22 protein-coding genes and 4 tRNA genes are annotated in these 24462 nt (G+C 37.4%); 18 read left to right on the top strand and 8 right to left on the bottom strand.

What is annotated here, in order from left to right:
• The first annotated feature begins 5 nt into the window (after window positions 1–5).
• On the top strand, window positions 6–2594 hold the full coding sequence (locus tag AC3E6G_RS08200; RefSeq protein ID WP_125335161.1) for a YfhO family protein: 2589 nt from the start codon (window positions 6–8) through the stop codon (window positions 2592–2594).
• An 81-nt stretch (window positions 2595–2675) separates the two neighbouring features.
• On the opposite strand, the gene AC3E6G_RS08205 is transcribed toward AC3E6G_RS08200, so the two are convergent.
• The 7 genes from AC3E6G_RS08205 to rlmH form a co-directional block, all read right to left on the bottom strand.
• Window positions 2676–2749 (bottom strand) — tRNA-Asn (locus tag AC3E6G_RS08205).
• An 8-nt stretch (window positions 2750–2757) separates the two neighbouring features.
• Window positions 2758–2829: transfer RNA gene (locus AC3E6G_RS08210), tRNA-Glu, on the bottom strand.
• Between the two features lie 47 nt (window positions 2830–2876).
• Window positions 2877–3629, bottom strand: a complete 753-nt coding sequence (locus AC3E6G_RS08215; protein ID WP_048690420.1) for a response regulator transcription factor — start codon at window positions 3627–3629, stop codon at window positions 2877–2879.
• Window positions 3630–4949, bottom strand: a complete 1320-nt coding sequence (locus tag AC3E6G_RS08220; RefSeq protein WP_065426890.1) for a sensor histidine kinase — start codon at window positions 4947–4949, stop codon at window positions 3630–3632.
• Window positions 4949–5092 (bottom strand): ComC/BlpC family leader-containing pheromone/bacteriocin, encoded by a 144-nt coding sequence (locus tag AC3E6G_RS08225; protein ID WP_490700807.1) that lies wholly within the window; start codon window positions 5090–5092, stop codon window positions 4949–4951. Before AC3E6G_RS08225 ends, AC3E6G_RS08220 begins: the two co-directional genes overlap by 1 nt.
• Window positions 5093–5330: 238 nt before the next feature.
• Window positions 5331–5404: transfer RNA gene (locus AC3E6G_RS08230), tRNA-Arg, on the bottom strand.
• Between the two features lie 44 nt (window positions 5405–5448).
• On the bottom strand, window positions 5449–5928 hold the full coding sequence (rlmH, locus tag AC3E6G_RS08235; RefSeq protein ID WP_048690423.1) for a 23S rRNA (pseudouridine(1915)-N(3))-methyltransferase RlmH: 480 nt from the start codon (window positions 5926–5928) through the stop codon (window positions 5449–5451).
• 201 nt (window positions 5929–6129) lie between these two features.
• Between rlmH and htrA the strand changes: the two genes are divergently transcribed.
• From htrA to AC3E6G_RS08260, 5 genes are all read left to right on the top strand, one after another.
• Window positions 6130–7308 (top strand): serine protease HtrA, encoded by a 1179-nt coding sequence (gene htrA, locus AC3E6G_RS08240; RefSeq protein WP_048690427.1) that lies wholly within the window; start codon window positions 6130–6132, stop codon window positions 7306–7308.
• A 65-nt stretch (window positions 7309–7373) separates the two neighbouring features.
• Window positions 7374–8135, top strand: coding sequence for a ParB/RepB/Spo0J family partition protein (locus AC3E6G_RS08245; protein ID WP_048690428.1), 762 nt, complete (start codon window positions 7374–7376; stop codon window positions 8133–8135).
• Between the two features lie 280 nt (window positions 8136–8415).
• The gene (gene dnaA, locus AC3E6G_RS08250) at window positions 8416–9756 is read left to right on the top strand and encodes a chromosomal replication initiator protein DnaA (RefSeq protein WP_376739471.1); all 1341 of its coding nucleotides are present in this window, start codon (window positions 8416–8418) and stop codon (window positions 9754–9756) included.
• Between the two features lie 160 nt (window positions 9757–9916).
• A complete protein-coding gene (gene dnaN, locus AC3E6G_RS08255) occupies window positions 9917–11053 on the top strand; it encodes a DNA polymerase III subunit beta (protein WP_490700808.1) in 1137 nt (378 codons plus the stop codon).
• Window positions 11054–11116: 63 nt separating this feature from the next.
• A complete protein-coding gene (locus tag AC3E6G_RS08260) occupies window positions 11117–11308 on the top strand; it encodes a DUF951 domain-containing protein (RefSeq protein ID WP_061564542.1) in 192 nt (63 codons plus the stop codon).
• 35 nt (window positions 11309–11343) lie between these two features.
• On the opposite strand, the gene AC3E6G_RS08265 is transcribed toward AC3E6G_RS08260, so the two are convergent.
• Window positions 11344–11838, bottom strand: a complete 495-nt coding sequence (locus tag AC3E6G_RS08265; RefSeq protein ID WP_490700809.1) for a DUF1307 domain-containing protein — start codon at window positions 11836–11838, stop codon at window positions 11344–11346.
• A 158-nt stretch (window positions 11839–11996) separates the two neighbouring features.
• Between AC3E6G_RS08265 and ychF the strand changes: the two genes are divergently transcribed.
• From ychF to AC3E6G_RS08325, 12 genes are all read left to right on the top strand, one after another.
• Entirely contained in the window at window positions 11997–13112 is a 1116-nt protein-coding gene (gene ychF / locus AC3E6G_RS08270) for a redox-regulated ATPase YchF (protein WP_490700810.1), read from the top strand.
• 70 nt (window positions 13113–13182) lie between these two features.
• Entirely contained in the window at window positions 13183–13752 is a 570-nt protein-coding gene (gene pth, locus AC3E6G_RS08275; protein ID WP_048690437.1) for an aminoacyl-tRNA hydrolase, read from the top strand.
• The gene (gene mfd, locus AC3E6G_RS08280) at window positions 13745–17257 is read left to right on the top strand and encodes a transcription-repair coupling factor (RefSeq protein ID WP_490700815.1); all 3513 of its coding nucleotides are present in this window, start codon (window positions 13745–13747) and stop codon (window positions 17255–17257) included. The genes pth and mfd overlap by 8 nt, the downstream gene beginning before the upstream one ends.
• Before the next feature lie 63 nt (window positions 17258–17320).
• Window positions 17321–17587 carry an RNA-binding S4 domain-containing protein gene (locus AC3E6G_RS08285; protein ID WP_023024830.1) on the top strand — a complete coding sequence of 89 codons (267 nt, stop codon included), beginning with the start codon at window positions 17321–17323 and terminating at the stop codon, window positions 17585–17587.
• A complete protein-coding gene (locus AC3E6G_RS08290) occupies window positions 17580–17948 on the top strand; it encodes a septum formation initiator family protein (RefSeq protein ID WP_023024832.1) in 369 nt (122 codons plus the stop codon). Before AC3E6G_RS08285 ends, AC3E6G_RS08290 begins: the two co-directional genes overlap by 8 nt.
• Window positions 17948–18076 carry an SP_0009 family protein gene (locus AC3E6G_RS08295; RefSeq protein ID WP_260469288.1) on the top strand — a complete coding sequence of 43 codons (129 nt, stop codon included), beginning with the start codon at window positions 17948–17950 and terminating at the stop codon, window positions 18074–18076. The genes AC3E6G_RS08290 and AC3E6G_RS08295 overlap by 1 nt, the downstream gene beginning before the upstream one ends.
• The gene (locus tag AC3E6G_RS08300) at window positions 18069–19352 is read left to right on the top strand and encodes a serine hydrolase (RefSeq protein ID WP_490700811.1); all 1284 of its coding nucleotides are present in this window, start codon (window positions 18069–18071) and stop codon (window positions 19350–19352) included. Before AC3E6G_RS08295 ends, AC3E6G_RS08300 begins: the two co-directional genes overlap by 8 nt.
• Window positions 19352–20626 carry a tRNA lysidine(34) synthetase TilS gene (tilS, locus tag AC3E6G_RS08305; RefSeq protein WP_414282400.1) on the top strand — a complete coding sequence of 425 codons (1275 nt, stop codon included), beginning with the start codon at window positions 19352–19354 and terminating at the stop codon, window positions 20624–20626. Before AC3E6G_RS08300 ends, tilS begins: the two co-directional genes overlap by 1 nt.
• A 5-nt stretch (window positions 20627–20631) precedes the next feature.
• On the top strand, window positions 20632–21174 hold the full coding sequence (gene hpt / locus AC3E6G_RS08310; RefSeq protein ID WP_048690450.1) for a hypoxanthine phosphoribosyltransferase: 543 nt from the start codon (window positions 20632–20634) through the stop codon (window positions 21172–21174).
• Between the two features lie 10 nt (window positions 21175–21184).
• A complete protein-coding gene (gene ftsH, locus AC3E6G_RS08315) occupies window positions 21185–23158 on the top strand; it encodes an ATP-dependent zinc metalloprotease FtsH (RefSeq protein ID WP_223356300.1) in 1974 nt (657 codons plus the stop codon).
• A gap of 387 nt (window positions 23159–23545) precedes the next feature.
• Window positions 23546–23617: transfer RNA gene (locus tag AC3E6G_RS08320), tRNA-Glu, on the top strand.
• Window positions 23618–23787: 170 nt separating this feature from the next.
• Entirely contained in the window at window positions 23788–24270 is a 483-nt protein-coding gene (locus tag AC3E6G_RS08325) for a sigma-70 family RNA polymerase sigma factor (RefSeq protein WP_140814430.1), read from the top strand.
• The last annotated feature ends 192 nt before the right edge of the window (window positions 24271–24462 follow it).

Genomic DNA, 24462 nt, shown 5'->3' on the forward strand with positions numbered 1-24462 from the left:
ACTATATGAAATTTAAAAAATATCTATCACACCCCATCATCTTTTACTTTACAGCTTTTTTGCTTCCCTTTACAATCTTATTTTTCGTCTACCTCAGTCAGGGTATTTATTGGGGGAGTGAAACTTCTCCTTTATTAGGTGATGGCTTTCATCAATACGTTATTTTCGACGTTACCTTACGAAATATTTTACACGGAACCGACAGCCTCCTTTACAGCTTTACAAGCGGACTCGGCTTAAATTTTTACGCTCTTTCCAGCTATTACTTAGGAAGTTTTCTATCTCCCTTTGTCTTCTTCTTTGACAGTTTATCCATGGTTGATTCCGTCTATCTCTTTACACTGATAAAAATAGGCTTGATTGGGTTGTCAACTTATTATTCCATTAAGGGAATCTATCCTAAACTCCAACAATTCTTGATTCTTTCACTGTCAACTTTGTTTGCATTAATGAGTTTTTCCATCAGTCAGATTGAAATCAAAACCTGGCTCGATGTCTTCATTTTGGCTCCGCTCATTCTCTTAGGTTTACACCGTTTAATGACTCAAAAGAAGCGAGTTCTCTACTTTACAAGTCTGACCATCCTATTTATCCAAAATTATTATTTTGGATTTATGATGGCTCTCTTCTTGACTTTATGGTATTTTACTCAGCTTTCCTGGGACTTTAAAGAAAGAAGGTCTTCTTTCTTTGACTTTACAATTGTGTCAATTTTAGCAGGGGTAACTAGCTTGATCATGATTTACCCCACCATATTGGATTTACGAACTCATGGGGAAAACTTTACAAAGATTACAAGAACTTTTACAGAAAATAGTTGGTACTTAGACGTTTTTGCAAAGAATTTAATTGGTAGTTTTGATACAACAAAATATGGGGCTATCCCTATGATCTATGTTGGTCTTTTTCCATTCTTACTTGCCTTTCTATTTTTCTTTGTCAAATCGATTCGGTTTCACGTGAAACTAGCATATTTAACCTTATTAGTCATTCTTATTGCAAGTTTCTATTTACAAGCTCTAGATTTATTCTGGCAGGGAATGCATGCTCCTAATATGTTTCTTCACCGTTATGCCTGGCTTTTTTCATTGACTATTTTGTTCATGGCGGCAGAGGTCCTCAATCGGATAAAAGAAATCAATTGGCAACGACTCTGCCTAGCTTTCAGTTTAGTTAGCATTGGATTTATCCTCACTTTTCTCTATCGCAAGCATTATCCTTTCTTGACAAGCAGTCATTATGTATTGACACTAGAATTTCTTCTTGTATTTTTTATTGTGACACTTGCCTTTACAGTTCGTAAACTTTCTTATCCAATTTTTTCTGCTGTTATTCTTTTCTTCTGTCTGTTTGAAGTCAGTATAAACAGCTATTATCAGATCGATGGGATTGCAAATGAATGGGTATTTGCAGCTCGTTCTTCTTACCAAGGAAAGATTCCAGCAATTGATAAGTTGACAAGAAGTTTACAGGATGATCAAAATTTTTACCGAACAGAGATTCTCCAACCTCAAACAGGTAATGATAGTATGAAATACAATTTTAGAGGGATCTCCCAATTTTCATCTGTCAGAAATACAGATACCAGTTCGACCCTAGATAAACTCGGTTTTAAATCAGATGGAACCAACTTGAATTTGCGCTATCAAAACAATACATTACTAATGGATAGTCTGTTCGGGATCAAATACAATATTTCAGATAGGAATCCTCAAAAGTTTGCTTTTCATAAATTGGAAACGCAAGGAAATCAGACCTTGTATCAAAATGAAATGGCTCTTTCACTTGCATTTTTAACTGCAAATCCCTACAAGGATATCCCATTTTCTAATCTAACCTTGGATAACCAAAAGAACTTTCTCAATCATCTAACCGGTCAATCGTTGACTTACTATCAGCGATTACATCCACTGAAAACTGGTGCAGATGATCCTTCTCAAGGTCCTCAGAAAGCTAAAGTTGAAACAGATAGTTTTTTGACTTATGCCAGTATCGAATATGAGCTCTACATTCAAAACGATAGTCAACTTTATGTGAACCTTCCTTCTTTAGAATTTGAGAATGAAGATTATACCGATGTGGAGATCATTACGAATGGCCAAGTCAACCGCTATACAACAGACAATGTATTTCCATTCTTCACCATTGGTCACTTTACAGCAGGAGAAACTGTTAAGGTTCGAATTGCCTTCCCTGAAAATTCTACAGTAACCTTCCAAAATCCAGAATTTTTTGCTTTGAATCTTCAAGCCTACCAGGAAGCCTTTGAAAGGGTGCACCAACAAGAAGTTCATGTGCAAACCAAAGGAAATACCGTCACTGCAGATTTTACAGCAGACCACTATACAAGTCTCTTTTTCACCCTTCCTTATGATAAAGGGTGGGCAGCGACGATCAATAATCAACCTGTCCCTGTTCGAAGGGCTCAAAAAGGATTTATGGCTGTTGATGTCCCTAAAGGAAAAGGACAGGTTGTTCTACAGTTCATACCACATGGGTTAAAAGAAGGAACTATTGCTTTCCTACTCGGAATTCTTTCCTTCGTTTGCTACAATGCTATTCGAAAGAAATCTCAATCCTCAAAAAATCAGTAAATTCGCATCATAAAGAGCCCCTTCAGTTGGAAGGGGCTCTTATTTTAAACAAAAAAAACATCCCTTAGGATGCTAGTTTAGCTCCGCCAGTAGGACTCGAACCTACGACATCATGATTAACAGTCATGCGCTACTACCAACTGAGCTATGGCGGAATGAGATATAGTCCGTACGGGATTCGAACCCGTGTTACCGCCGTGAAAAGGCGGTGTCTTAACCCCTTGACCAACGGACCATGTCATTAACAGAACATATCCCATTATACCATCGATTCAAAAATTGTCAAGCCTTTTTCTGTATTTTATTTAATAATTCTTCGACCCTTTTCACCTGTGTACGAGAAACAGGGCAAGTTGTCTCCTCTTCTAACATCAAGAGTCTCTTGCGACGATCAAAATTGACAATCATTCTTTGATTGACTAGATAGGACTGATTGGGACTAAAGAAATGATTATCTACATCTTTCTCAAGTATATCCTTGATAGTCCCTAAAAATTCCTTTTGAAAATTCTTTCCAACAAGTCGCAATTTGTGGGAAACTCCAGTTGTTTCAATGTACAATATATCTCGATATGGAACTCGAATTTCCATATTTTTGAAACTATACTCAAAGAAATCAATGATATTTTTATTTTCAATCACATTCTTCTTCAAGTAGAGAATGCATTCTCGAATTTTTTCCTTAAATAAGTTTTCATTCAAGGTTTTTTCAATAAATTCGAGAGCTGATACTTTGTAACGATAGGTAATGGTTGCAAATTCCGATTTCGTCGTGATAAAGGCAATAATGGCAAAAGGATTGACCTCACGAATCATTTGAGCTGCCTTGATACCAGCTTTTTCATCCCCTTTGATATCAATGTCAAGGAAGAAAAGCTGATGAAAATCACCATTGGTTAGATATTCCTTTAGTTCAGCTATTTTACTGGTGGAAACAATATTTAATCGTAGGCCTTCCTCCTCAGCGATAGCTTTTACATGTTTCTCTACTCGAACTTGTTGAGAAATTTCGTCCTCTAGCAATACAATATTCATTTATCTTCCTTTCTCTCCAATAACTAAGCTCTGCGTAAATCTTCCATTGATCAACTCTGTCTCTAGAAAAATAGCAGCATATTCTCCAATAAGCTCTTTTACAATCGCAAGGCCCATTCCTCTACGATCCCCTTTAGTTGAAAATCCCTTTTCATAGAGCTTATTCCAATTAATCGGTTCATCAGAAATAGAGTTCTTTATGATCAGATGCACTCCATTCGGCATATTAAAAATCGCTATTTGAACTTCTTTTTCTTGACTCATTTTAGCAGCTTCAATAGCATTATTGACTAAAATTCCAACGGTTCGTACGAGATCCAACAATCTCATTGGAACCTTTTCAATAATATCTTCTGTTTCAAAGGTTAGTTTGACACCCATTTCCTCTGCATAGATCCATCCCCTACTTAGGATACTTCTCAAAGCAGAATCTCGAATATTTCCTAGGTCAAATCCTGTATATTCTTCTTTTTGGAGTTGACCGTAGCATTCCTCAAGAACATCTCTTTGAATTCGTTTAATATCCTCAATATTTTCTTCCTCAATCGCTAAATTTAAGGAAGTGATAATATTGCCAAAATCATGACGAAAACCTTTTAATTCTAAATAGAGGCCTTGAATTTTATTCATATACTGCTCCATTTGGCGTTGTTCGAACCTCTTTTGCTTCAACTCCATTTTCTTTTCATAACGATCTCGAACCGTCTTCATTTGAACCATGGTTCCAATAAAGATCAAGAAACAAATCGTTGCTACCATGCTACCAAAACTATTGAAATGAGCAATATCACTTATCCAATGAGAAGCATTCAATACTAAGGTTAAAATAAGATAACTAACAATCAATTGTTGGACAAATTTCTTAAAAACCCGCTCTTTAAAATAGAGAAGATTCACTTCGAGAATCGTTAATACCTTCATAATTAAAATAAGTGAGATAATTCGAATAGTTAAAAAGTAATAATCAGAGTATTGGTTAATTATACTATCACCAAAAATAGAAGAAGTAATTACAGATAAAAATGTATCTGTACTTTCAACTGCTAGATAAATGATGAATGAGTAAAGAACCGCTATCTGACGTTGAAGATTACAAATAAAATAGTAATAAAGATAAAGAAATAGTGGCCATAGACATAACATTAGATAATCAATATGTAAATCAAAGTAATCTAAGACCACTGTGATGACAAATACAGCAACAACACCAGATCCTAAAATCAATTGTTTACTATATTTATTAAGTTTTTGATCAATTTTTAAAAAAGATAAAAAAATTGTAAAAATAGTTAAAATTGAGAATAGGGTATTTAGAAACATCAGTTTCCTCCTCTACCAAAAATAAGCCCAATAAGATCAGAAAAATTATTTTTTTTGCGTTTATCCCCTCCACAGATTTGCTGCAATTCTTTTTCTGTAAGAAGTTTAAAGTCCTTAGAAATTGTTGATGGATTGTTTTTCATAAAAAAATCTCCTTATAATTTATTTGATCATTAAATTATTAAATTTAATATACATAAATTTTAGTAAAAAATCAAAGACTTTTTTAACATTTCCGCTATTTGGTTCATTTTTACAGCTATTTGGAACGAAAAATCTAGTTTTTGCAATTTTTTTATCCCATCTGTTTAGAAAAATTCTAGTTTTTTTTAAACTAAGTAACAAAAAAACGTGATTTGTATAAAAATCACGTTTTTATTTTGATCCCAGCAGGATTCGAACCTGCGACCGTTCGCTTAGAAGGCGAATGCTCTATCCAGCTGAGCTATGAGACCAGATGTCTTTTTATTCTATCAGAAAATAGGAGGAGCGTCAAGATTCATTTATGGTAAGGACTTCCTTGTTGAATCATAAATGCCCGGTAGATTTGTTCGATTAAAACAAGCTTCATCAATTGATGGGGAAGGGTTAACTTTCCAAAACTCATAAGTAAATTCGCTCGTTTTTTAACTGCTGGGGACAAACCTAGACTTCCTCCAATCACGAAGGTAATTTCAGAATACCCTCGTACAGTCACCTCTTCTATGGTTTGACTAAACTTCTCAGATGGAAATTGTTGCCCTTCAATCGCTAAGGCAATCACATACTCACGATCTCCAATTTTAGCTAATATGCGATTTCCTTCTTTTTCTAGGATTTGCTGATTTTCTAAATCACTAGCCCGATCAGGAGTTTTTTCATCCGGTAATTCTATCATTTCTAGCTTCGTAAACCGCCCCAAGCGTTTCGTATACTCGGCGATTCCATCTTTTAAATACTTTTCTTTTAATTTTCCAACTGTTACAATCTTAATTTTCATATTCATATTCTAACACAAATGAACTTATACACAAGTCTTCAACAAATAGACCAGCATCTATCTTTCAAAAAATGGCTCTATATTCACGTTTTTCACACTTATACACAGTTTTCCACAACTTGTGGAAAAAATTTCCATTTTAAGTTATAATTAAGAAACTAGGTCTATACTTTTCCATAATTGGAACAATAGGAGAAAACTATGAAACAACCATCAAATTTTCTAAAAAAAATTTTGCAACTTTTACTTGTTCTTGTCATTGGGTTTACTGGAGGAATCTTAGGGACCTTGACCTCTTTCCAGTTTACCAAGGGGAATTCTACAAATCCTAGCCAAGAAATAAAATCTACCAAAGTTAATCGTGCTTATAAGAATACAACATCAACTAGTGAAGCTGTTGATAAGGTTAAAAATGCTGTTGTTTCTGTTATTACCTATGCTGAAACCTCTGAAAAAGGCTTCATCAATGGAGAAATAGATTCTGATCCAGAAGTAGCTAGTGAAGGTTCAGGTGTTATCTATAAAAAAGACGGTAAAGATGCTTATTTAGTAACAAATGCTCACGTATTAATGGGAGCAACAAAAGCCGATATTCTCTTTGCAGATGGAAATAAAGTTTCTGGAGAAGTTGTTGGTTCTGATACTTTCTCAGATATTGCGGTTGTTAAAATCAGTTCAGATAATGTTACGACCGTGGCTGAATTTGGGGATTCATCTAAGTTGACTGTTGGAGAGACCGCAATCGCTATTGGTAGTCCTTTAGGAACAAAATTTGCCAATTCCGTTACCCAAGGGATTGTCTCTAGTCTCGGACGTACTGTGAAGCTCAAATCAGAAGACGGCCAAAATGTATCTACAAAAGCGTTACAAACGGACGCTGCAATCAACCCAGGGAATTCTGGTGGTCCTCTTATCAATATTCAGGGACAAGTCATCGGAATCACCTCAAGTAAAATCTCTTCAAATGGCCAAACTGCGGTTGAGGGAATGGGATTTGCAATTCCTGTAAATGATGTACAAAATATTATTGAACATTTAGAAAAAGATGGTAAAGTCATTCGTCCAGCTCTTGGAATTACCATGATGGACCTGGCTAACCTATCCTCTTCTGATCTTAGCCAATTAGACATTCCAAGCAAACTCAAAGGTGGGGTTCTTGTCCGCTCAGTTGAAAATGATATGCCGGCATCCAAATATTTGCGTCGATTAGATATCATTACAAAAATCGATGACACAACCATTGAATCAACTGCAGATTTACAATCTGCCCTCTATTCTCATCAAATTGGTGATAAAATTAAAGTCATTTTCTATAGAGATGGTAAGCAAAAAACAGCTACCATTGAGCTGACAAAATCTACAGAAAATCTTGGAAATTAAGTAAATTTACAACAGTGTCAACACACCTTTACGAAATTGTAAAGGTGTGTTATGCTATATACATCATGGAAAAAATTGATATTATTGACGTAAAGCAAATACGAACCAATCCTTTTCAACCTCGTCAAACCTTTGTACAAGAAAAATTAGAAGAACTCGCAGCTTCAATCAAAGAAAATGGATTAATCCAGCCCATTATTGTTCGAAAATCTCCTATTGTTGGTTATGAACTACTTGCTGGAGAAAGACGCTACCGAGCAGCTCAAATGGCTGGTTTCAAAGAAATCCCTGCGATTATAAGAGACTTATCAGATGATGACATGATCAAACAAGCCATTATCGAAAATTTACAAAGGGAAGATTTGAATCCAATTGAAGAGGCTGAATCCTACCAACATCTTATTGATAAAGGGGCTACCCATGAAGAAATTGCACAATTTATGGGAAAATCTCGTCCTTACATCAGCAATATGGTCCGTTTACTTCATCTCTCACCAATTGTCAAAGAAGCCATCAAAAATGATCAAATTTCACAAGGACATGCCCGCATTTTAGTTCCTTTAAAAGAAGATCTACAAATCTATTGGTTGGAACGAACTCTGAAAGAAGGGCTAAGCGTTCGTAGTTTGGAAGAAAAGGTTGGTCAAAAAAAGAAAAGGCCAAGTAAAAAAGAGAAAGAACTCTTTTTAGCACAGGAAGAAAACAGATTAAAAAAGATGCTGGGAACCGAAGTAGAAATCCGTCTGACAAAACAAGAAAAAGGTAGTATTCATATTTCATTTAACAACCTTGATGAATACCAACGAATTATTAACAGTCTCAAATGAGGCTGTTATTTTTTATAACACAATTAACAGATTTATCCACTTCTTTAAAACTCCTCCTTACTTGATACTTCTACTTTCTTCTCTCTTACCCCCAACCTGTGGAAAACTTCTACACACATTGGGGATAACTATTCACATATTGTGGAAAAAACTCTTTTTTATTCCCTTAGAACAAGTTGTGGAAAACTCCCTCCTTTTATGATAAAATAAGAAAAACATAGAAAGTAAAAAATGAATAGGAGGGCGATAAGTGTCAAGAGAAGAAACATTCTGGAATCGTGTGATTGAATTAAGTAAAAAGACATTTAAAAAAGAAATCTTTGACTATTTTGTCCTTACTTCAAGACTCATCAAAGTCGATCAACAAGAAGCCGTTATTTATTTAGATGCAGAAGTAAAGAAATTATTCTGGGAAGAGAATATGACAAAGGTGATTCTGACTGCTGGTTTTGAAATTTATGCAGTAGAATTAACCATTTCCTATCAATTCAATCTTGAAGAAGAGGAAGAAGAAAAGGAGTTTATTCCCCTTTCAGAAACAACCAGAGACTATGCAGTTAGCCATGCTCCAATAGTAGATTTGCCTCCTATCCAAACAGGATTAAGAAAGAAATACACCTTTGATAATTTTGTAAGTGGAGACGGAAATCAATGGGCTTTGGCTGCCGCTTTAGCAGTTTCTGAAAACCTTGCTACCACTTATAATCCTTTATTTATCTATGGAGGACCCGGTTTAGGTAAAACGCATTTGCTCAACGCAATTGGGAATCAGATTATGGAAAACTACCCAAATGCTCGAGTAAAATACATCCCAGCAGAATCCTTTATCAATGAATTTTTAGAGCGTCTTCGCCTCAATGATATGGATACCTTTAAAAAAACCTATCGAAACTTGGATCTGCTCTTAATTGATGATATTCAATCGCTTGGAGGAAAAAAGGTTACAACTCAAGAAGAGTTCTTTAATACCTTTAATGCTCTTTATGGGGATAATAAGCAGATTGTCCTAACCAGCGATCGTAGTCCTGATCATTTAGATAGCTTAGAAGAACGTCTAGTCACGCGCTTTAAGTGGGGCTTGACGCAAAATATTACACCACCAGATTTTGAAACTCGAATCGCTATTTTGAGAAATAAAATCGAAGACCTGGACTTTACTTTCCCGGATGATACACTCGAATACCTAGCAGGTCAATTTGATTCTAACGTCCGAGACTTAGAGGGTGCTTTGAACGATATCTCTCTTGTGGCAAGAGTTAAAAAAATCAAAGATATTACAATAGATGTCGCAGCTGAAGCCATTCGAGCTCGTAAGAATGAAGCCTTACAAATTACGGTGATTCCTATTGAAAAGATTCAAACGGAAGTTGGAAAATTTTACAATGTCAGTGTCAATGAAATGAAAGGCTCTCGACGGGTTCAAAATATTGTCCTAGCTCGACAAGTAGCTATGTACCTCGCCCGCGAGATGACCGACAATAGTCTTCCTCGTATTGGGCGTGAATTTGGAGGAAAAGACCACACAACGGTCATGCATGCTTATGAAAAAATCAAAGGGATGATCGAAATTGATGACAATCTCAGACTCGAGATTCAAACCATCAAGAAAAAATTAAAGTAATCCCATGTGGACAATCCTAGAAAAACTCGCTTATTTTTCCACATGCTGTGAACAAGGCACTTTTCAATTCCTGTCTGGCTTTAGAAGAGTTTTCCACATGTTCCACACACTCTACTATTACTATTAACTTACTAATACTAAAATAATAAAAGGAGATCTCATGATCAATTTTTCTATTAACAAGGCTTATTTCCTACAAGCTTTAAATACGACAAAAAGAGCCATTAGTTCAAAAAATGCAATTCCAATCTTATCCACTATTAAGATCGATGTCACTTCTGAAGGGATTACTCTCATTGGATCAAATGGACAAATCTCAATCGAATACTTTATTTCTGTTAAAGATGAAAATGCAGGCCTTCTAGTAACGACACCAGGTGCTATTCTTTTAGAAGCAACTTTCTTTATCAATGTTGTGTCCAGTCTACCAGATGTCGTTTTAGATGTGAAAGAAATCGAACAAAAACAAATTGTATTAGTTAGTGGAAAATCAGAAATTACCCTTAAAGGGAAAGATGCAGAACAATATCCTCGTATTCAAGAAATTTCAGCCAGCAACCCTCTAACGCTCCCAATTCAAACCTTGAAGAAAATCATTTCTGAGACAGCTTTTGCAGCAAGTACTCAGGAAAGTCGTCCGATTTTGACAGGAGTTCATTTTGTTCTTTCTGATCACAAGGAATTAAAAACGGTGGCAACGGATTCTCATCGAATGAGTCAAAAAAATATTACCCTTAAAAAAAATGGGGATAACTTTGATGTTGTGATTCCAAGCCGTTCTTTACGCGAATTAACGTCTGTCTTTTCAGATGAGATTGAACAGGTTGAAGTCTTCTTTGCCAATAACCAGATTTTATTTAGAAGTGACAATATCAGTTTCTACACACGCCTGTTGGAAGGAAACTATCCAGATACGGATCGCTTGATTCCAACAGAGTTTAGTTCGGAAGTAACCTTTAAAGTTGCTCATCTTCGCCAAGCCATGGAACGGGCCCGCCTGTTGTCTAATGCTACTCAAAACGGTACTGTTAAATTAGAAATTGCTAGTGGGGTTGTTTCTGCCCACGTCAATTCTCCTGAAGTAGGGCGCGTGAATGAAGAAATTGATACAGAAGCAGTTTCGGGAGATGATTTAAACATCAGCTTTAATCCAACTTATTTGATTGACGCTTTGAAAGCTATTGAAAGTGAAAAAGTCGTCATACGCTTCATCTCTGCAGTTCGTCCCTTTACATTGGTACCAGCTGAGGAATCTGAACGCTTCATTCAATTAATTACACCAGTTCGGACCAATTAAGGGCCAAAAGCTAGCATTGAACAGGCTAGCTTTTCGTCTTCTATGTTGATGAAAGGAAAATCCATGTATCAGGTCGGTGATTTTGTAGAAATGAAAAAACCCCATGCTTGTACTATTAAAGCAACAGGGAAAAAAGCCAATCGTTGGGAAATTCGGCGAGTAGGGGCAGATATCAAAATTCGTTGTAGCAATTGTGATCATATGGTCATGATGAGCCGTCATGATTTCGATCAAAAAATGAAAAAAGTATTGTAAAAGGTTCAGTCATCTTGGTGACTGAACCTTTTGTATTATTTTAATTCTTCAAATTTTCCATCTTTTACTTCTTTGAAGCCATTAGACTTAAAGGTTTTAAGTGTTGTCTTGTAGCCAATGTAATCAACATTTTGATTTTCTTGTGTAGCAATTAACTGATTTTCTTGTAATTCTTTTAAATCTGCCTTGGTATAATCAATCTTTGTTTTTTCAACGACATAGTCATCCTTGTATTCTGCAGAGTGTGAGAATCCTTTGACATCTTTGAATTTTTTATCGTATTCATCAATAACTTTTTTTAATTGTTCTTTTGGCAATCCTGCTCCTTCGTAGTAAATAACAGTTGTAGAATCTGTACTTAGAATTTTATCACCCTGATATTCAACAATCAAACGAATATCAGTTTTCTTATCTTGGTTAATTAATTGAAGGTACCCTTTTTTTGTACTTTGTCCACAAGCTCCCAGAAGAAATAGGGTAAAGACTGCTAAAAGAGGCAGAAGGATCGATTTAATTGATAGTTTTTTCATGACGAAAACTCCTTTATTATTGTTGGTTTGATTATACCATATTCTTACAGGATTGGACAGGTGACTTTTAGTTTTAAGAGAGAGCATTTTTTCATTATCTTGTGCTTTGAATTATGTTATAATAAAAGGGATTGAAATGTGAACGGAGAAGAAGATAAATGGCTTTAACAGCAGGTATCGTTGGTTTGCCAAACGTTGGTAAATCAACCCTATTCAACGCAATTACAAAAGCAGGAGCAGAGGCTGCAAACTATCCCTTTGCGACCATTGATCCAAACGTTGGAATGGTAGAAGTTCCAGATGAACGCCTCCAAAAATTAACGGAAATGATCACTCCTAAGAAGACAGTTCCGACAACCTTTGAATTTACAGATATAGCAGGGATTGTAAAAGGTGCTTCTAAAGGGGAAGGACTTGGTAATAAATTCTTGGCCAATATTCGTGAAGTGGATGCCATTGTCCATGTGGTACGTGCTTTTGATGATGAAAATGTCATGCGGGAGCAAGGTCGTGAAGATGCTTTTGTTGATCCACTAGCAGACATTGATACTATTAACCTAGAGTTGATTTTGGCTGACTTAGAATCTGTGAATAAACGCTATGCGCGTGTGGAAAAGATGGCCCGTACGCAAAAAGACAAGGATTCCGTTGCAGAATTTAACGTTCTTCAAAAGATTAAGCCAGTTCTGGAAGACGGGAAGTCAGCTCGTACCATTGAATTCACAGACGAAGAACAAAAAGTTGTCAAAGGTCTCTTCCTCTTGACCACTAAACCAGTTCTGTATGTAGCGAATGTGGATGAGGATGTCGTTGGAGACCCAGATTCGATCGATTATGTGAAGCAAATTCGTGAATTCGCAGAAACAGAAAATGCAGAAGTAGTAGTGATTTCTGCGCGTGCGGAAGAAGAAATTTCTGAATTAGACGATGCAGATAAAAAAGAGTTTCTTGAAGCCATTGGTTTGACAGAGTCAGGTGTGGATAAGTTGACTCGTGCAGCTTACCATTTACTTGGACTTGGAACTTACTTCACAGCTGGTGAAAAAGAAGTTCGCGCTTGGACTTTCAAACGTGGTATGAAAGCTCCTCAAGCAGCTGGAATTATCCACTCAGACTTTGAAAAAGGATTTATCCGTGCTGTGACCATGTCTTATGATGATTTGGTCAAATATGGATCTGAAAAGGCTGTAAAAGAAGCAGGACGCTTGCGAGAAGAAGGAAAAGAATATGTCGTTCAAGATGGCGACATCATGGAATTCCGCTTCAATGTATAAAGAAAATAAGTAAATAACCAAAAGGTTGGAAAAAAATTCCAGCCCTTTTGGCTTTTGAAAGGGAAAGTAAATGACAAAATTAATCGTCGGATTGGGAAATCCGGGAGATAAGTATGTGGAAACCAAACACAATGTAGGCTTTATGTTAGTGGATCAGCTGGCGAAGTCTCTCAACCTCACTTTTTCACATGATAAGATTTTTCAAGCAGATGTGACCTCCACCTTTATAGATGGAGAAAAGGTCTTTTTGGTCAAGCCAACCACTTTTATGAATGAGAGTGGCAAGGCCGTACACGCGCTTTTGACCTATTATGGTTTAGAGGTGGAAGATTTGGTCGTTATTTATGACGACTTGGATATGGAAGTCGGCAAGATTCGCCTTCGGGCCAAAGGATCAGCTGGAGGCCACAACGGAATCAAGTCTATCATCAACCATATTGGCACTCAGACCTTTAATCGCATCAAGATTGGAATCGGAAGACCCAAGCATGGTATGTCAGTAGTCCACCACGTCTTAGGAAAATTCGATCAGGATGATTATGCTACCATCCTCCTTGCTATCGACAAATCAGAGGAAGCTCTTCGCTTTTATTTAAAAGAAGGTCAGTTTGAAAAAACAATGCAACAATACAATGGATAAATATAAGACACTGGTTGATCTATTTCAACAGAATAAAGATATCAGAAAATGGCAACAAGACCAGCAAAAAAGAAGTCGCTCTCTTCTACTAGGACTGTCTTCGTCTACAAAAGCCATTACCATGGCGACAGTTGTCGAAGACGGACACAAGGTCTTGGTCTTGACCTCTTCCCAAAATGAAGCAGAACGGCTCGCCAGTGATTTATTGGGATTATTGGGCGAAGAAAAGGTCTATCTTTTCCTCGGAGATGACAATCCTTTGGCAGAGTTTGTCTTTGCTTCCCAGGAACGGGTCTTTTCTCGTCTGGAAGCTCTGGACTTTCTTTTAGCTCCAGAAAAAGAAGGAATCGTTATTGCCAATGTAAGTGGTAGTCGTTTGCTCTTACCCAATCCAAAGACTGTCAGCTCTATGATTCAATCTTTCTCTGTTGGAGAAGAACGAAATCTGACAGAATTGAAAGATACCCTCCTGGCCATGGGCTATCAAATGGTTTCACAGGTAAGCCAACAGGGAGAGTTTAGTCTTCGAGGGGATATTTTAGATCTTTTTGAAGCCAGTCAAGATTTCCCTTATCGCCTGGAATTTTTTGGAGATGAGATTGATGGTATTCGGACTTTTTCTCCAGAGACTCAACGTTCACTAGAAAATCTAGATGCGGTAACGGTTCATCCAGTTAGTGATATGTTACTAACTAAAGATGATTTTCTAAGAGGGCAGAAGAATCTAGAAAATCTGATTCAAAAAAGTCCTCATCCAGAGCTAAAATCCTATTTGGGTGAGATTCTCACAGAAGCGCATCACCAGCATCTCCATGCAGATAGTCGAAAATTTCTCTCTCTTTTTTATCAGCAAACCTACACTCTCTTTGATTACCTCCCTAAACATGCTCCTCTTTTTTTGGATGATTACCATAAAATCATGGATCAGGAGGCGCGGTTTGATATAGAAGTTGCCAACCTTTTGACAGAGGACCTACAAAAGAGTCGCTCTTTCGCTGAAGCCCAGTATTTTGCGGACAATAGCGCACTCTTACGCACTTATAAACCAGCTTCTTATTTTTCAAATTTCCAAAAAGGCTTGGGAAATCTGCGATTTGATGCCCTCTATTCTTTTAACCAATACCCCATGCAGGAATTCTTCAGTCAGTTCTCTCTTTTAAAAGATGAAATTGACCGTTTCCGTAAACAAGACTACACAGTCATTCTTCAGGTGACGAGTAAACAAGGACTCCACCAGTTACAAGAGCACTTGAGAGATTATGGGATTGACCTGGATTATCTTGCACCTGATCAGCTTCATCCAGGGCAGAGCCAGTTGATCATCGGTGGGTTGGCGCGTGGCTTCCACTTTGTGGATGAGAAGATTGTCCTGATTACAGAGACAGAAATCTTCCAGAAAAAGGTTAAACGAAAGATTCGTCGGCAAACTATTTCTAACGCGGAGCGGTTAAAAAACTACAATGAGTTGGAAAAGGGAGACTACGTTGTTCACCAGGTTCATGGAATTGGTCAGTATTTGGGACTAGAAACCATCGAAATTTCTGGTGTCCACCGAGACTATGTCTCCATCCAATATCAAAATGGAGATCGGATTTCCATCCCTGTGGATCAAATCCAGATGCTGTCCAAGTATGTTGCGAGTGATGGCAAACCTCCTAAAATCAACAAACTCAATGATGGTCGCTTCCAAAAGGCCAAACAAAAGGTCCGTCAGGAAGTAGAGGATATTGCAGATGATCTGATTCAACTTTATGCAGAGCGAAGCCAATTGAAAGGCTTTGCCTTTACTCCAGACGATGAGAACCAAGAAGCTTTTGATCAGGCTTTTCCCTATGTTGAAACAGATGATCAGATTCGCTCGATCCAAGAAATCAAGAAGGATATGGAATCTTCAAGCCCTATGGATCGCCTCTTGGTCGGAGACGTGGGATTTGGGAAGACAGAAGTTGCTATGCGAGCAGCCTTTAAAGCTGTCAAGGACCACAAACAAGTGGCTGTCTTAGTTCCGACAACAGTCCTAGCTCAACAGCACTATGCTAATTTCAAAGAACGTTTCGAGGCCTTTCCAGTAGAAGTTGATGTCTTGAGTCGTTTCCGGAGTCGTGCTGAGCAAAAAGAAACCTTGGAAAAACTAAAAAAAGGCCAGGTCGATATTTTGATTGGAACCCACCGTCTCTTATCTAAGGATGTGGAATTTGCGGATCTCGGTCTTATCGTGATTGATGAGGAGCAACGGTTCGGTGTCAAACACAAGGAAACTCTCAAGGAGTTAAAGAAAAAGGTCGATGTTTTAACCTTAACGGCAACGCCCATTCCTCGGACCCTTCACATGTCTATGTTGGGGATTCGGGATTTGTCTGTTATTGAAACCCCACCGACCAATCGTTATCCCGTTCAAACTTATGTCCTAGAAACCAATCCAACCATTATCCGAGATGCTATTCGTCGGGAGATGGATCGGGGAGGTCAGGTTTATTATCTCTACAACAAGGTAGATACCATTGAGCAAAAAGTTTCAGAGTTACAAGAATTGGTACCGGAAGCCTCTATTGGGTTTGTCCATGGACAGATGAGTGAGGTGCGGTTGGAAAACACCTTGATGGATTTCATTGAAGGTGAGTATGATATTTTAGTCACAACCACCATTATTGAAACAGGGGTGGATATCCCAAATGCCAATACCCTCTTTATTGAAAATGCCGACCATATGGGCTTGTCTACCCTTTACCAATTGCGAGGACGGGTTGGACGAAGCAATCGCATTGCTTATGCTTATTTGATGTACCGGCCGGATAAAACCTTGACAGAAGTTTCTGAAAAGCGTCTTGAAGCTATTAAAGGATTCACTGAATTAGGATCTGGTTTTAAGATTGCTATGCGAGATTTGTCTATTCGAGGTGCCGGAAATATTTTAGGGGCTTCTCAATCTGGTTTTATCGATTCAGTCGGATTTGAAATGTATTCACAGTTACTCGAAGCTGCTATTGAGAAGAAACAAGGAAAAGAGAAAAAACGCCAAAAAGGAAATGCGGAGCTCAATCTCCAAATTGATGCCTACATTCCAAGTGATTATATCTCCGATGAACGTCAAAAAATTGAAATTTACAAACGCATTCGAGAAATACAAGTTCAAGAAGATTATGAACTGCTGCAAGACGAATTGATTGATCGTTTCGGAGAATATCCTGATGTGGTAGCCTATCTCCTAGAAATAGGGTTTATCAAATCTTATCTGGACCAGGTCTTTGTTAAAGTGGTTGATCGAAAAGATAATCAAATAACGGTGAAATTTGAGCCAATTACCAAGCAACTTTTCTTGACTCAAGATTATTTTGCTGCCTTATCAGCAACTAATTTAAAAGCTCGTATTGCAGAAAGCCAAGGATTGATTGAATTAATCTTTGATGTGCGAAATAAAAAAGACTTCGAAATTTTAGAAGGCTTGCGACAATTTGGGGAAAAATTACTGGCCATCAAGCAGGAAAAAATGGAAAAACAAGACTAGAAAGAAAGATTTTACTAGGCTCTTTCTAAAAAAATGGTACAATAATACATTAGAGGTGATACGATGAGATTAGATAAATATTTAAAAGTTTCCCGCATTATCAAAAGACGCCCTGTAGCTAAAGAAGTAGCCGATAAGGGGCGCATCAAAGTCAATGGGGTCCTAGCGAAAAGTTCAACCGACTTGAAGGTAAATGACGAAGTCGAAGTTCGCTTTGGAAATAAGCTATTGACAGTAAAAGTGTTGGAAATGTTAGATAGTACTAAAAAAGAAGATGCGTCTAAAATGTATGAAATCATTCGTGAAACAAGGATAGAAGAAGATGCCTAAAAATATTGTACAAATGAATAATCGGTATATTCAAGACGAACATCAGCGTCAGAAATACCAGAATGAGGAGCGAAAAAAACAGAACCGTTTTATGGGTTGGGTTCTCATTTTAATTATTTTATTGTTTATTCTCCCAACTTATAATCTGGCTCAGAGTTACCAGACGCTTCAAAAACGCAAACAACAATACGTTCAATTGCAAGAACAATATCAGCAAACCCTTGAGGAAAAAGAATATCAAAAGGATATCGTAGAGAAGTTGAAGGATGACGAATACGCTGCAAAATATGCACGCGCAAAATATTCCTTCTCTAAAGATGGCGAATATATTTATACGATACCTAATTTATTACCGAAATAATGGAAAATATTGTAAAAACCGTTCAACAATTTCTAGAATATTCTGATACAAAATTAGAAGAGTTAGCTAAAAAAAATCAAGCCTTAAAATTGCAAGAAGAAACTCAGGAAAGGAGCAAGGATGAATAAGTTAGTTTATTGGATGATTTTTCCTACTTTCTTAGTCACCCAACCCTTATCTGATTCATCCCAAGTCCAAGTTCCACTGACTGCTGATTCTTCATACACTAGTCAAATAGGGACTCAGGATCATTTCTTTGTCTCCATACCGTCCAATCCGAATGTTTATCAGCCAATCGTGACCTATTCGGATCCAGAATTGCGTCAAAAAGCTGGGGAAATCAAGCCAGATACTCCCTTTACTGTTGATCAATTGTTTGTGAACGACCAAGGGAAATCTGTTTTTAAATTATCGAATAAACAGTATGTAGTAGCTGATCAAGATCAAATTTACGAAGATTCGATTTTGGAATTAACAGAAGAAAAAAAAAACATGTGGCTGACATCCTCTTTTACAGTTTATGATCAACCCTTGGTAAATGGCGCAAAAAGCAAAAAAACAAGTCTAACTCCCTATAGTAAGGTTGAAATCACCAAGACTGCCAAAACTTTAAAAGGGACCTATCTAGAAATTTCTGGCCAGGGGTGGATTGCAAAAGATGAACTTTCTGCTACAGATAATCGGATGGAGAAAGTCCAAGAGATTCTCAATCAGAAGTACAACAAAGACGGAATTGCAGTTTACGTGAAGCAGGTGGATACTGGAAAGACTGCTGGGATACATGAAGACCAGGAAATGTATTCTGCTAGTATAGCCAAGCTCTTGTATTTGTACTATACTCAAAAAGAGGTAAACGAAAACCGTGTAGATTTGCAGACTCCTTTAAAATATATAAAAGAAGTCAATGATTATCCAGGAGCTTATGAACCGGAAGGCAGTGGAAGTATTTCAAAAACACCGGATGATAAGGATTATACCGTCGCTGATTTGATTAACCGAGTGGCCAAAGAATCTGATAATGTTGCGCAAAACATTTTAGGCTATTATGTAACGCATCAATCAGACAAAGAATTTCAAAAGGTGACCAATAAGATTGCAGGAAAAACGTGGAATGTAGAAACTAGAATGGCATCTCCAAAAATGGCAGGAAATGTCATGGAAGCTATCTACCAACAAAATGGTGGAATCATTGATGCTCTGTCAGAGACTCGCTTTGATGATCAACGAATTTCAAAAGATATCCCAGTCAAGGTCGCTCACAAGATTGGAGATGCCTATGATTTCCGTCATGATGTTGCCATTGTTTATACAGAATCACCATTTATTTTAGCTATTTTTACGGATCACTCTGATTACGAGACTATCTCAGCAATTGCCAAAGATATTTATGAGGTCTTACAGTAATGAAAGATAAATTTCTTCAGTTCTGTCTAAAGGAGGGGCTTTTTGAATCTAATCAAAAAGTCCTTTTGGCTTTATCAGGAGGGGTGGACTCCATGACCTTACTGGATTGGCTCTACCATTATCGGCACCAATTAGGAATCGACCTCGTACTTGCTCATGTCAATCATCACCAACGCATTGAAGCTGACCAAGAAGAAAGAGGAATTCGAGCATTAGCTGAAGCAAAACATCTACCGCTGAAGGTTGCCCATTTCTCTGGTCCTTTTTCTGAAAGCCAAGCTAGACAATTCCGCTATGATTTCTTTGAAAAAGTTATGAAAGAAGAAGCTTGTAGCGCTCTCGTCACCGCTCATCATATGGATGATCAGGCAGAAACGATTTTAATGCGTCTGATTCGTGGGAGTCGTCCACGGCATTTAAAAGGTATTCCTTTAAAACAACCATTTGGACAGGGTGTGTTGATTCGTCCCCTCTTACATTTCAAAAAAAAGGATTTTCCAGAAATTTTTCATTTCGAGGATAAGAGCAACCGCTCCTTGGACTATTTCCGTAACCGTATCCGTCATCGTTATCTCCCACTGTTAGAAAAAGAAAATCCTCAAGTGACGAGTGCTTTGGTCAACTTAGGAGAAGATCTCAGTCATTGGCACCAGGCTTTAAAAGAGTTGACCAAAGATTTGAATCCACAAGATGTGACACAGTTTCAAAAGCAATCACTAGCTGTTCAGATTTATTTGCTGGAAGAGTATCTAGCTAGTTTTCCAGATTTGCAATTGAGTCGGGCACAATTTGAACAATTACATAGAATAGCAGTGACCAAGTCCAATACGCAACAAGTTCTAAAGAATGGTTATGAACTTTACAAAGACTATCACTATTTTGAAATTCGGAAAATCAGTCGTAGGACGGATGACCGAATATCAGAAGATTTGTTACAATTTGGAACCATAAAGACAGTAGGTGCTTATCGCTTTTTATTTGGAGTGGAACCAAGCGATTCATATATGGAAGTTATCCCACTTCCAAACAACCATCCAGTTTCTCTTCGACCCCGTAAAAGGGGAGATCGTATTCTGATAAACGGTCACCATAGAAAAATTAGCAGATTGTTGATTAACCAAAAAATCCCTTTAGATCAACGAAACAATCTGGTGGTTTTAGAACAAGATAAACAAATACTGGCTATTCCTGAAATTGCGATCAGTGATTTGAGTAAGGAATTAAAAAATGGTATAATGAAGGATATAATTTATATCCAGAAAATAGATAGGTAAAAAAGATGTTAGAACAAGATATCAAAAAGATACTCATTTCCCACGATGAAATCGTGACTGCAGCACGTGAACTTGGTCAAAAACTGACAGAAGATTACCAAGGGAAAAATCCGATTTTAGTAGGGATTTTAAAAGGGTCAGTCCCATTTATGGCGGAATTGATCAAACATATTGATACGCATATTGAGTTGGATTTTATGCTAGTGTCTAGTTATCATGGTGGAACATCAAGCTCAGGCGTGATTAATATTATCAAAGATATGGACCAAGACATTAAGGGTCGAGATATTCTCTTTGTTGAAGATATCATTGATACTGGTAAAACTCTTAAGAGTTTGAAAGAATTGTTTGAAGGACGTCAACCAGCATCTGTTAAAATTGCTACCTTGTTGGATAAACCTGAAGGACGCTTGGTTGAGATTGAAGCAGATTACACTTGCTTTACCATTCCAAACGAGTTTGTTGTGGGCTATGGTTTAGACTACGATGAAAACTATCGAAACCTTCCTTATATCGGAGTGTTGAAAGAAGAAGTGTATTCAAAATAGAGGAAATTAGATGAAAAATAACAAAAACAATGGTTTTGTTCGAAATCCTTTTCTGTACTTATTGATTATTGTAGCTGCTGTTACAGGTTTTCAGTATTTCTTTGCTGGAAATAGTATCGGACAAAGTCAGCAAATCAATTATACAGAATTGGTAAAAGAGCTTAAATCAGACAACGTCAAGGAAATTAGCTATCAGCCAAACGGTAGTGTCATTGAAATTTCCGGTACCTATAACAAAGCAAAAACCAGCAAGGATGATACAGGGGTTCAATTTTTCACTCCAAGTCCAAGTAAGGTGACTCGCTTCACGAGTGTGATCTTACCGTCTGATTTGACTGTTCAAGAATTACAAAACTTAGCATCTGAACATAAGGCTGACATCACTATTAAACGGGAAAGCTCAAGTGGAATGTGGATTACCATTCTGACTTCAATCGTTCCCTTTGTGATTGTCATGTTCTTCTTCTTCTCCATGATGAACCAAGGCGGTGGCGGTGGCGCCCGCGGAGCTATGAACTTCGGCCGTAACAAAGCGCGTGCTACCAATAAAGAAGATATCAAGGTTCGTTTTTCAGATGTAGCAGGGGCTGAAGAAGAAAAACAAGAACTTGTTGAAGTGGTTGAATTCTTAAAAGATCCAAAACGCTTTACAAAATTAGGTGCCCGTATCCCAGCAGGTGTTCTTCTTGAAGGCCCTCCTGGAACTGGTAAAACATTACTTGCTAAAGCAGTTGCAGGAGAAGCTGGCGTACCATTCTTCAGTATTTCAGGTTCTGACTTCGTTGAAATGTTTGTCGGTGTCGGTGCAAGCCGGGTTCGTTCTCTATTTGAAGATGCCAAAAAAGCAGCACCAGCCATTATCTTTATCGATGAGATCGATGCTGTTGGACGTCAACGGGGAGTTGGCCTTGGTGGGGGAAATGATGAACGGGAACAAACCCTCAACCAGCTCTTGATTGAGATGGATGGTTTTGAAGGAAACGAAGGCATCATCGTGATTGCAGCCACCAACCGTTCAGATGTTTTGGACCCAGCCCTCCTTCGTCCAGGTCGTTTTGATCGGAAGGTTTTAGTTGGCCGTCCAGATGTAAAAGGACGTGAAGCTATCTTGCGTGTCCATGCTAAAAACAAACCATTAGCCAAAGATGTCGACTTGAAACTAGTTGCCCAACAAACACCGGGATTTGTTGGAGCGGATCTTGAAAATGTCTTAAATGAAGCAGCTCTGGTAGCGGCTCGTCGCAATAAGAAGGTTATTGATGCATCTGATATTGATGAAGCAGAAGACCGTGTGATTGCTGGTCCATCTAAGAAAGACAGAACAGTTTCTCAAAAAGAACGCGAATTAGTTGCTTACCATGAAGCAGGGCATACCATTGTTGGTTTAGTCTTATCTAATGCTCGTGTTGTTCACAAGGTGACCATCGTTCCACGTGGACGTGCTGGTGGTTATATGATTGCTCTTCCAAAAGAAGACCAAATGCTTCTTTCTAAAGAAGATATGAAAGAACAATTGGCTGGATTGATGGGAGGACGTGTTGCAGAAGAAATTATCTTCAACGTCCAAACCACAGGAGCTTCCAATGACTTTGAACAAGCGACCCAAATGGCGCGTGCCATGGTAACGGAATATGGAATGAGTGAAAAACTTGGTCCAGTTCAATACGAAGGCAACCATGCTATGTTTGGAGCTCAAACGACTCAAAAATTCATTTCAGAGCAAACTGCATATGAAATTGATGAAGAAGTAAGAAGTCTTTTGAATGAAGCTCGCAATAAAGCGGCTGAAATCATCCAGAGCAATCGTGAGACCCACAAATTGATTGCAGAGGCCTTGTTGAAATACGAAACCTTGGATAGTGTTCAAATCAAGTCATTGTATGAAACAGGTAAAATGCCAGAAGATACTGATTTAGAATTGGAAAAAGAATCTAAACCATTATCTTATGAAGAAATTAAATCTAAAATGGAAGAAAATAAGTAATAAACTCTATAGTCTTCTAAAGCTTTTAGAAGGAGCCGAAAATTTCGGCTCCTCAGATTGAAGATAAAGTCTTCTAAAAACTTTCCTTAGGTGAGATCGGACGTCAGCGAACTTCTAAGAAGTTCCATGACTAATTATTGAGCCTAAGGTCTCAATAATTCCGAGTGCCTGAAACTATTACGTTTCAGGCACTTTTCTCACGGCGGAAAAGTTTCTAATCTTCCTAAATGACTAAAAATAAAAGTAATTTTTTGAAAAGCATCTTGCTTTTTTATGTAAAACAATAGTTTGTCTACATTCAAGGGAGCCGAAATTTCGGCTCTTTTTTTTTCAAAAAAGTGTTGACAGATGAAAAAGAACTGATATAATAGAATACGTTGTAAAAATGGTCCGTTGGTCAAGGGGTTAAGACACCGCCTTTTCACGGCGGTAACACGGGTTCGAATCCCGTACGGACTATCACAAAAGTTGTTACATTGGTAGCAACTTTTTTTGTTTGATAAAACCATTATTCTGACATTCTTATCAAAATAATGACCAATTAGAATAAGAAAAGATCCCAAATAGAAAATAAGCACAAATAAATCAAAACCTCCTTTAAAATGAAGACTAGTTAGAAAGGAGGTCCAATGAACTTTAAAAAAACATATGAAAAAGTAAAATGGATAGTATGGAAATGTGAAAAGGAATTTTATATTCATCTTTGGGATCACGCAGATTGGGAACAAGAGGGAAGACTAGTGCTGTATGAGTTACAAATAAGTAATCCGGAGGTAGAAGAAAATGAAGAAATTCTATTAACCTACTTCAAAACAAAGTTTCGTAACCATATAAAAGATAAAGTTAGAAAACAAGAAAGTGATAAAAGGAAGTTAAATAAGGTCCCTTATACAGAAATTGGAGAAATCAGTCATCGACTTCGATCAAAAGAACTCTTTTTGGATGAACTAGTCCTATTAAGAGGAGCCCTAAAAGAATTCCGAAAAAATCTAACCGATCAAGAAAAAGAAGATTATGATAAACTTCTGATGAATCAACGTTTTTCAGGAAGAGCAAAGATGAGGAGAAGGCTAAAAGAATACTTGAAAGACTTCAAGGATCAACATTTATGAAAAAGGATGTAAGAAAGCATCCTTTTTCATAAAAATAAAAATTTAAAAAAATAGAAAAAAGATATTGACAAGTTTTCATGGACGTGATATACTAATATAGTTGTCGCGCGAGAGCGACAAAGACCTTTGAAAACTGAACAAGACGAACCAATGTGCAGGGCACTATAACTAAGGTTATAGTACTGAACAATG

It is taken from the genome of Streptococcus sp. SCPM-O-B-23252 (M501) (assembly GCF_058200355.1).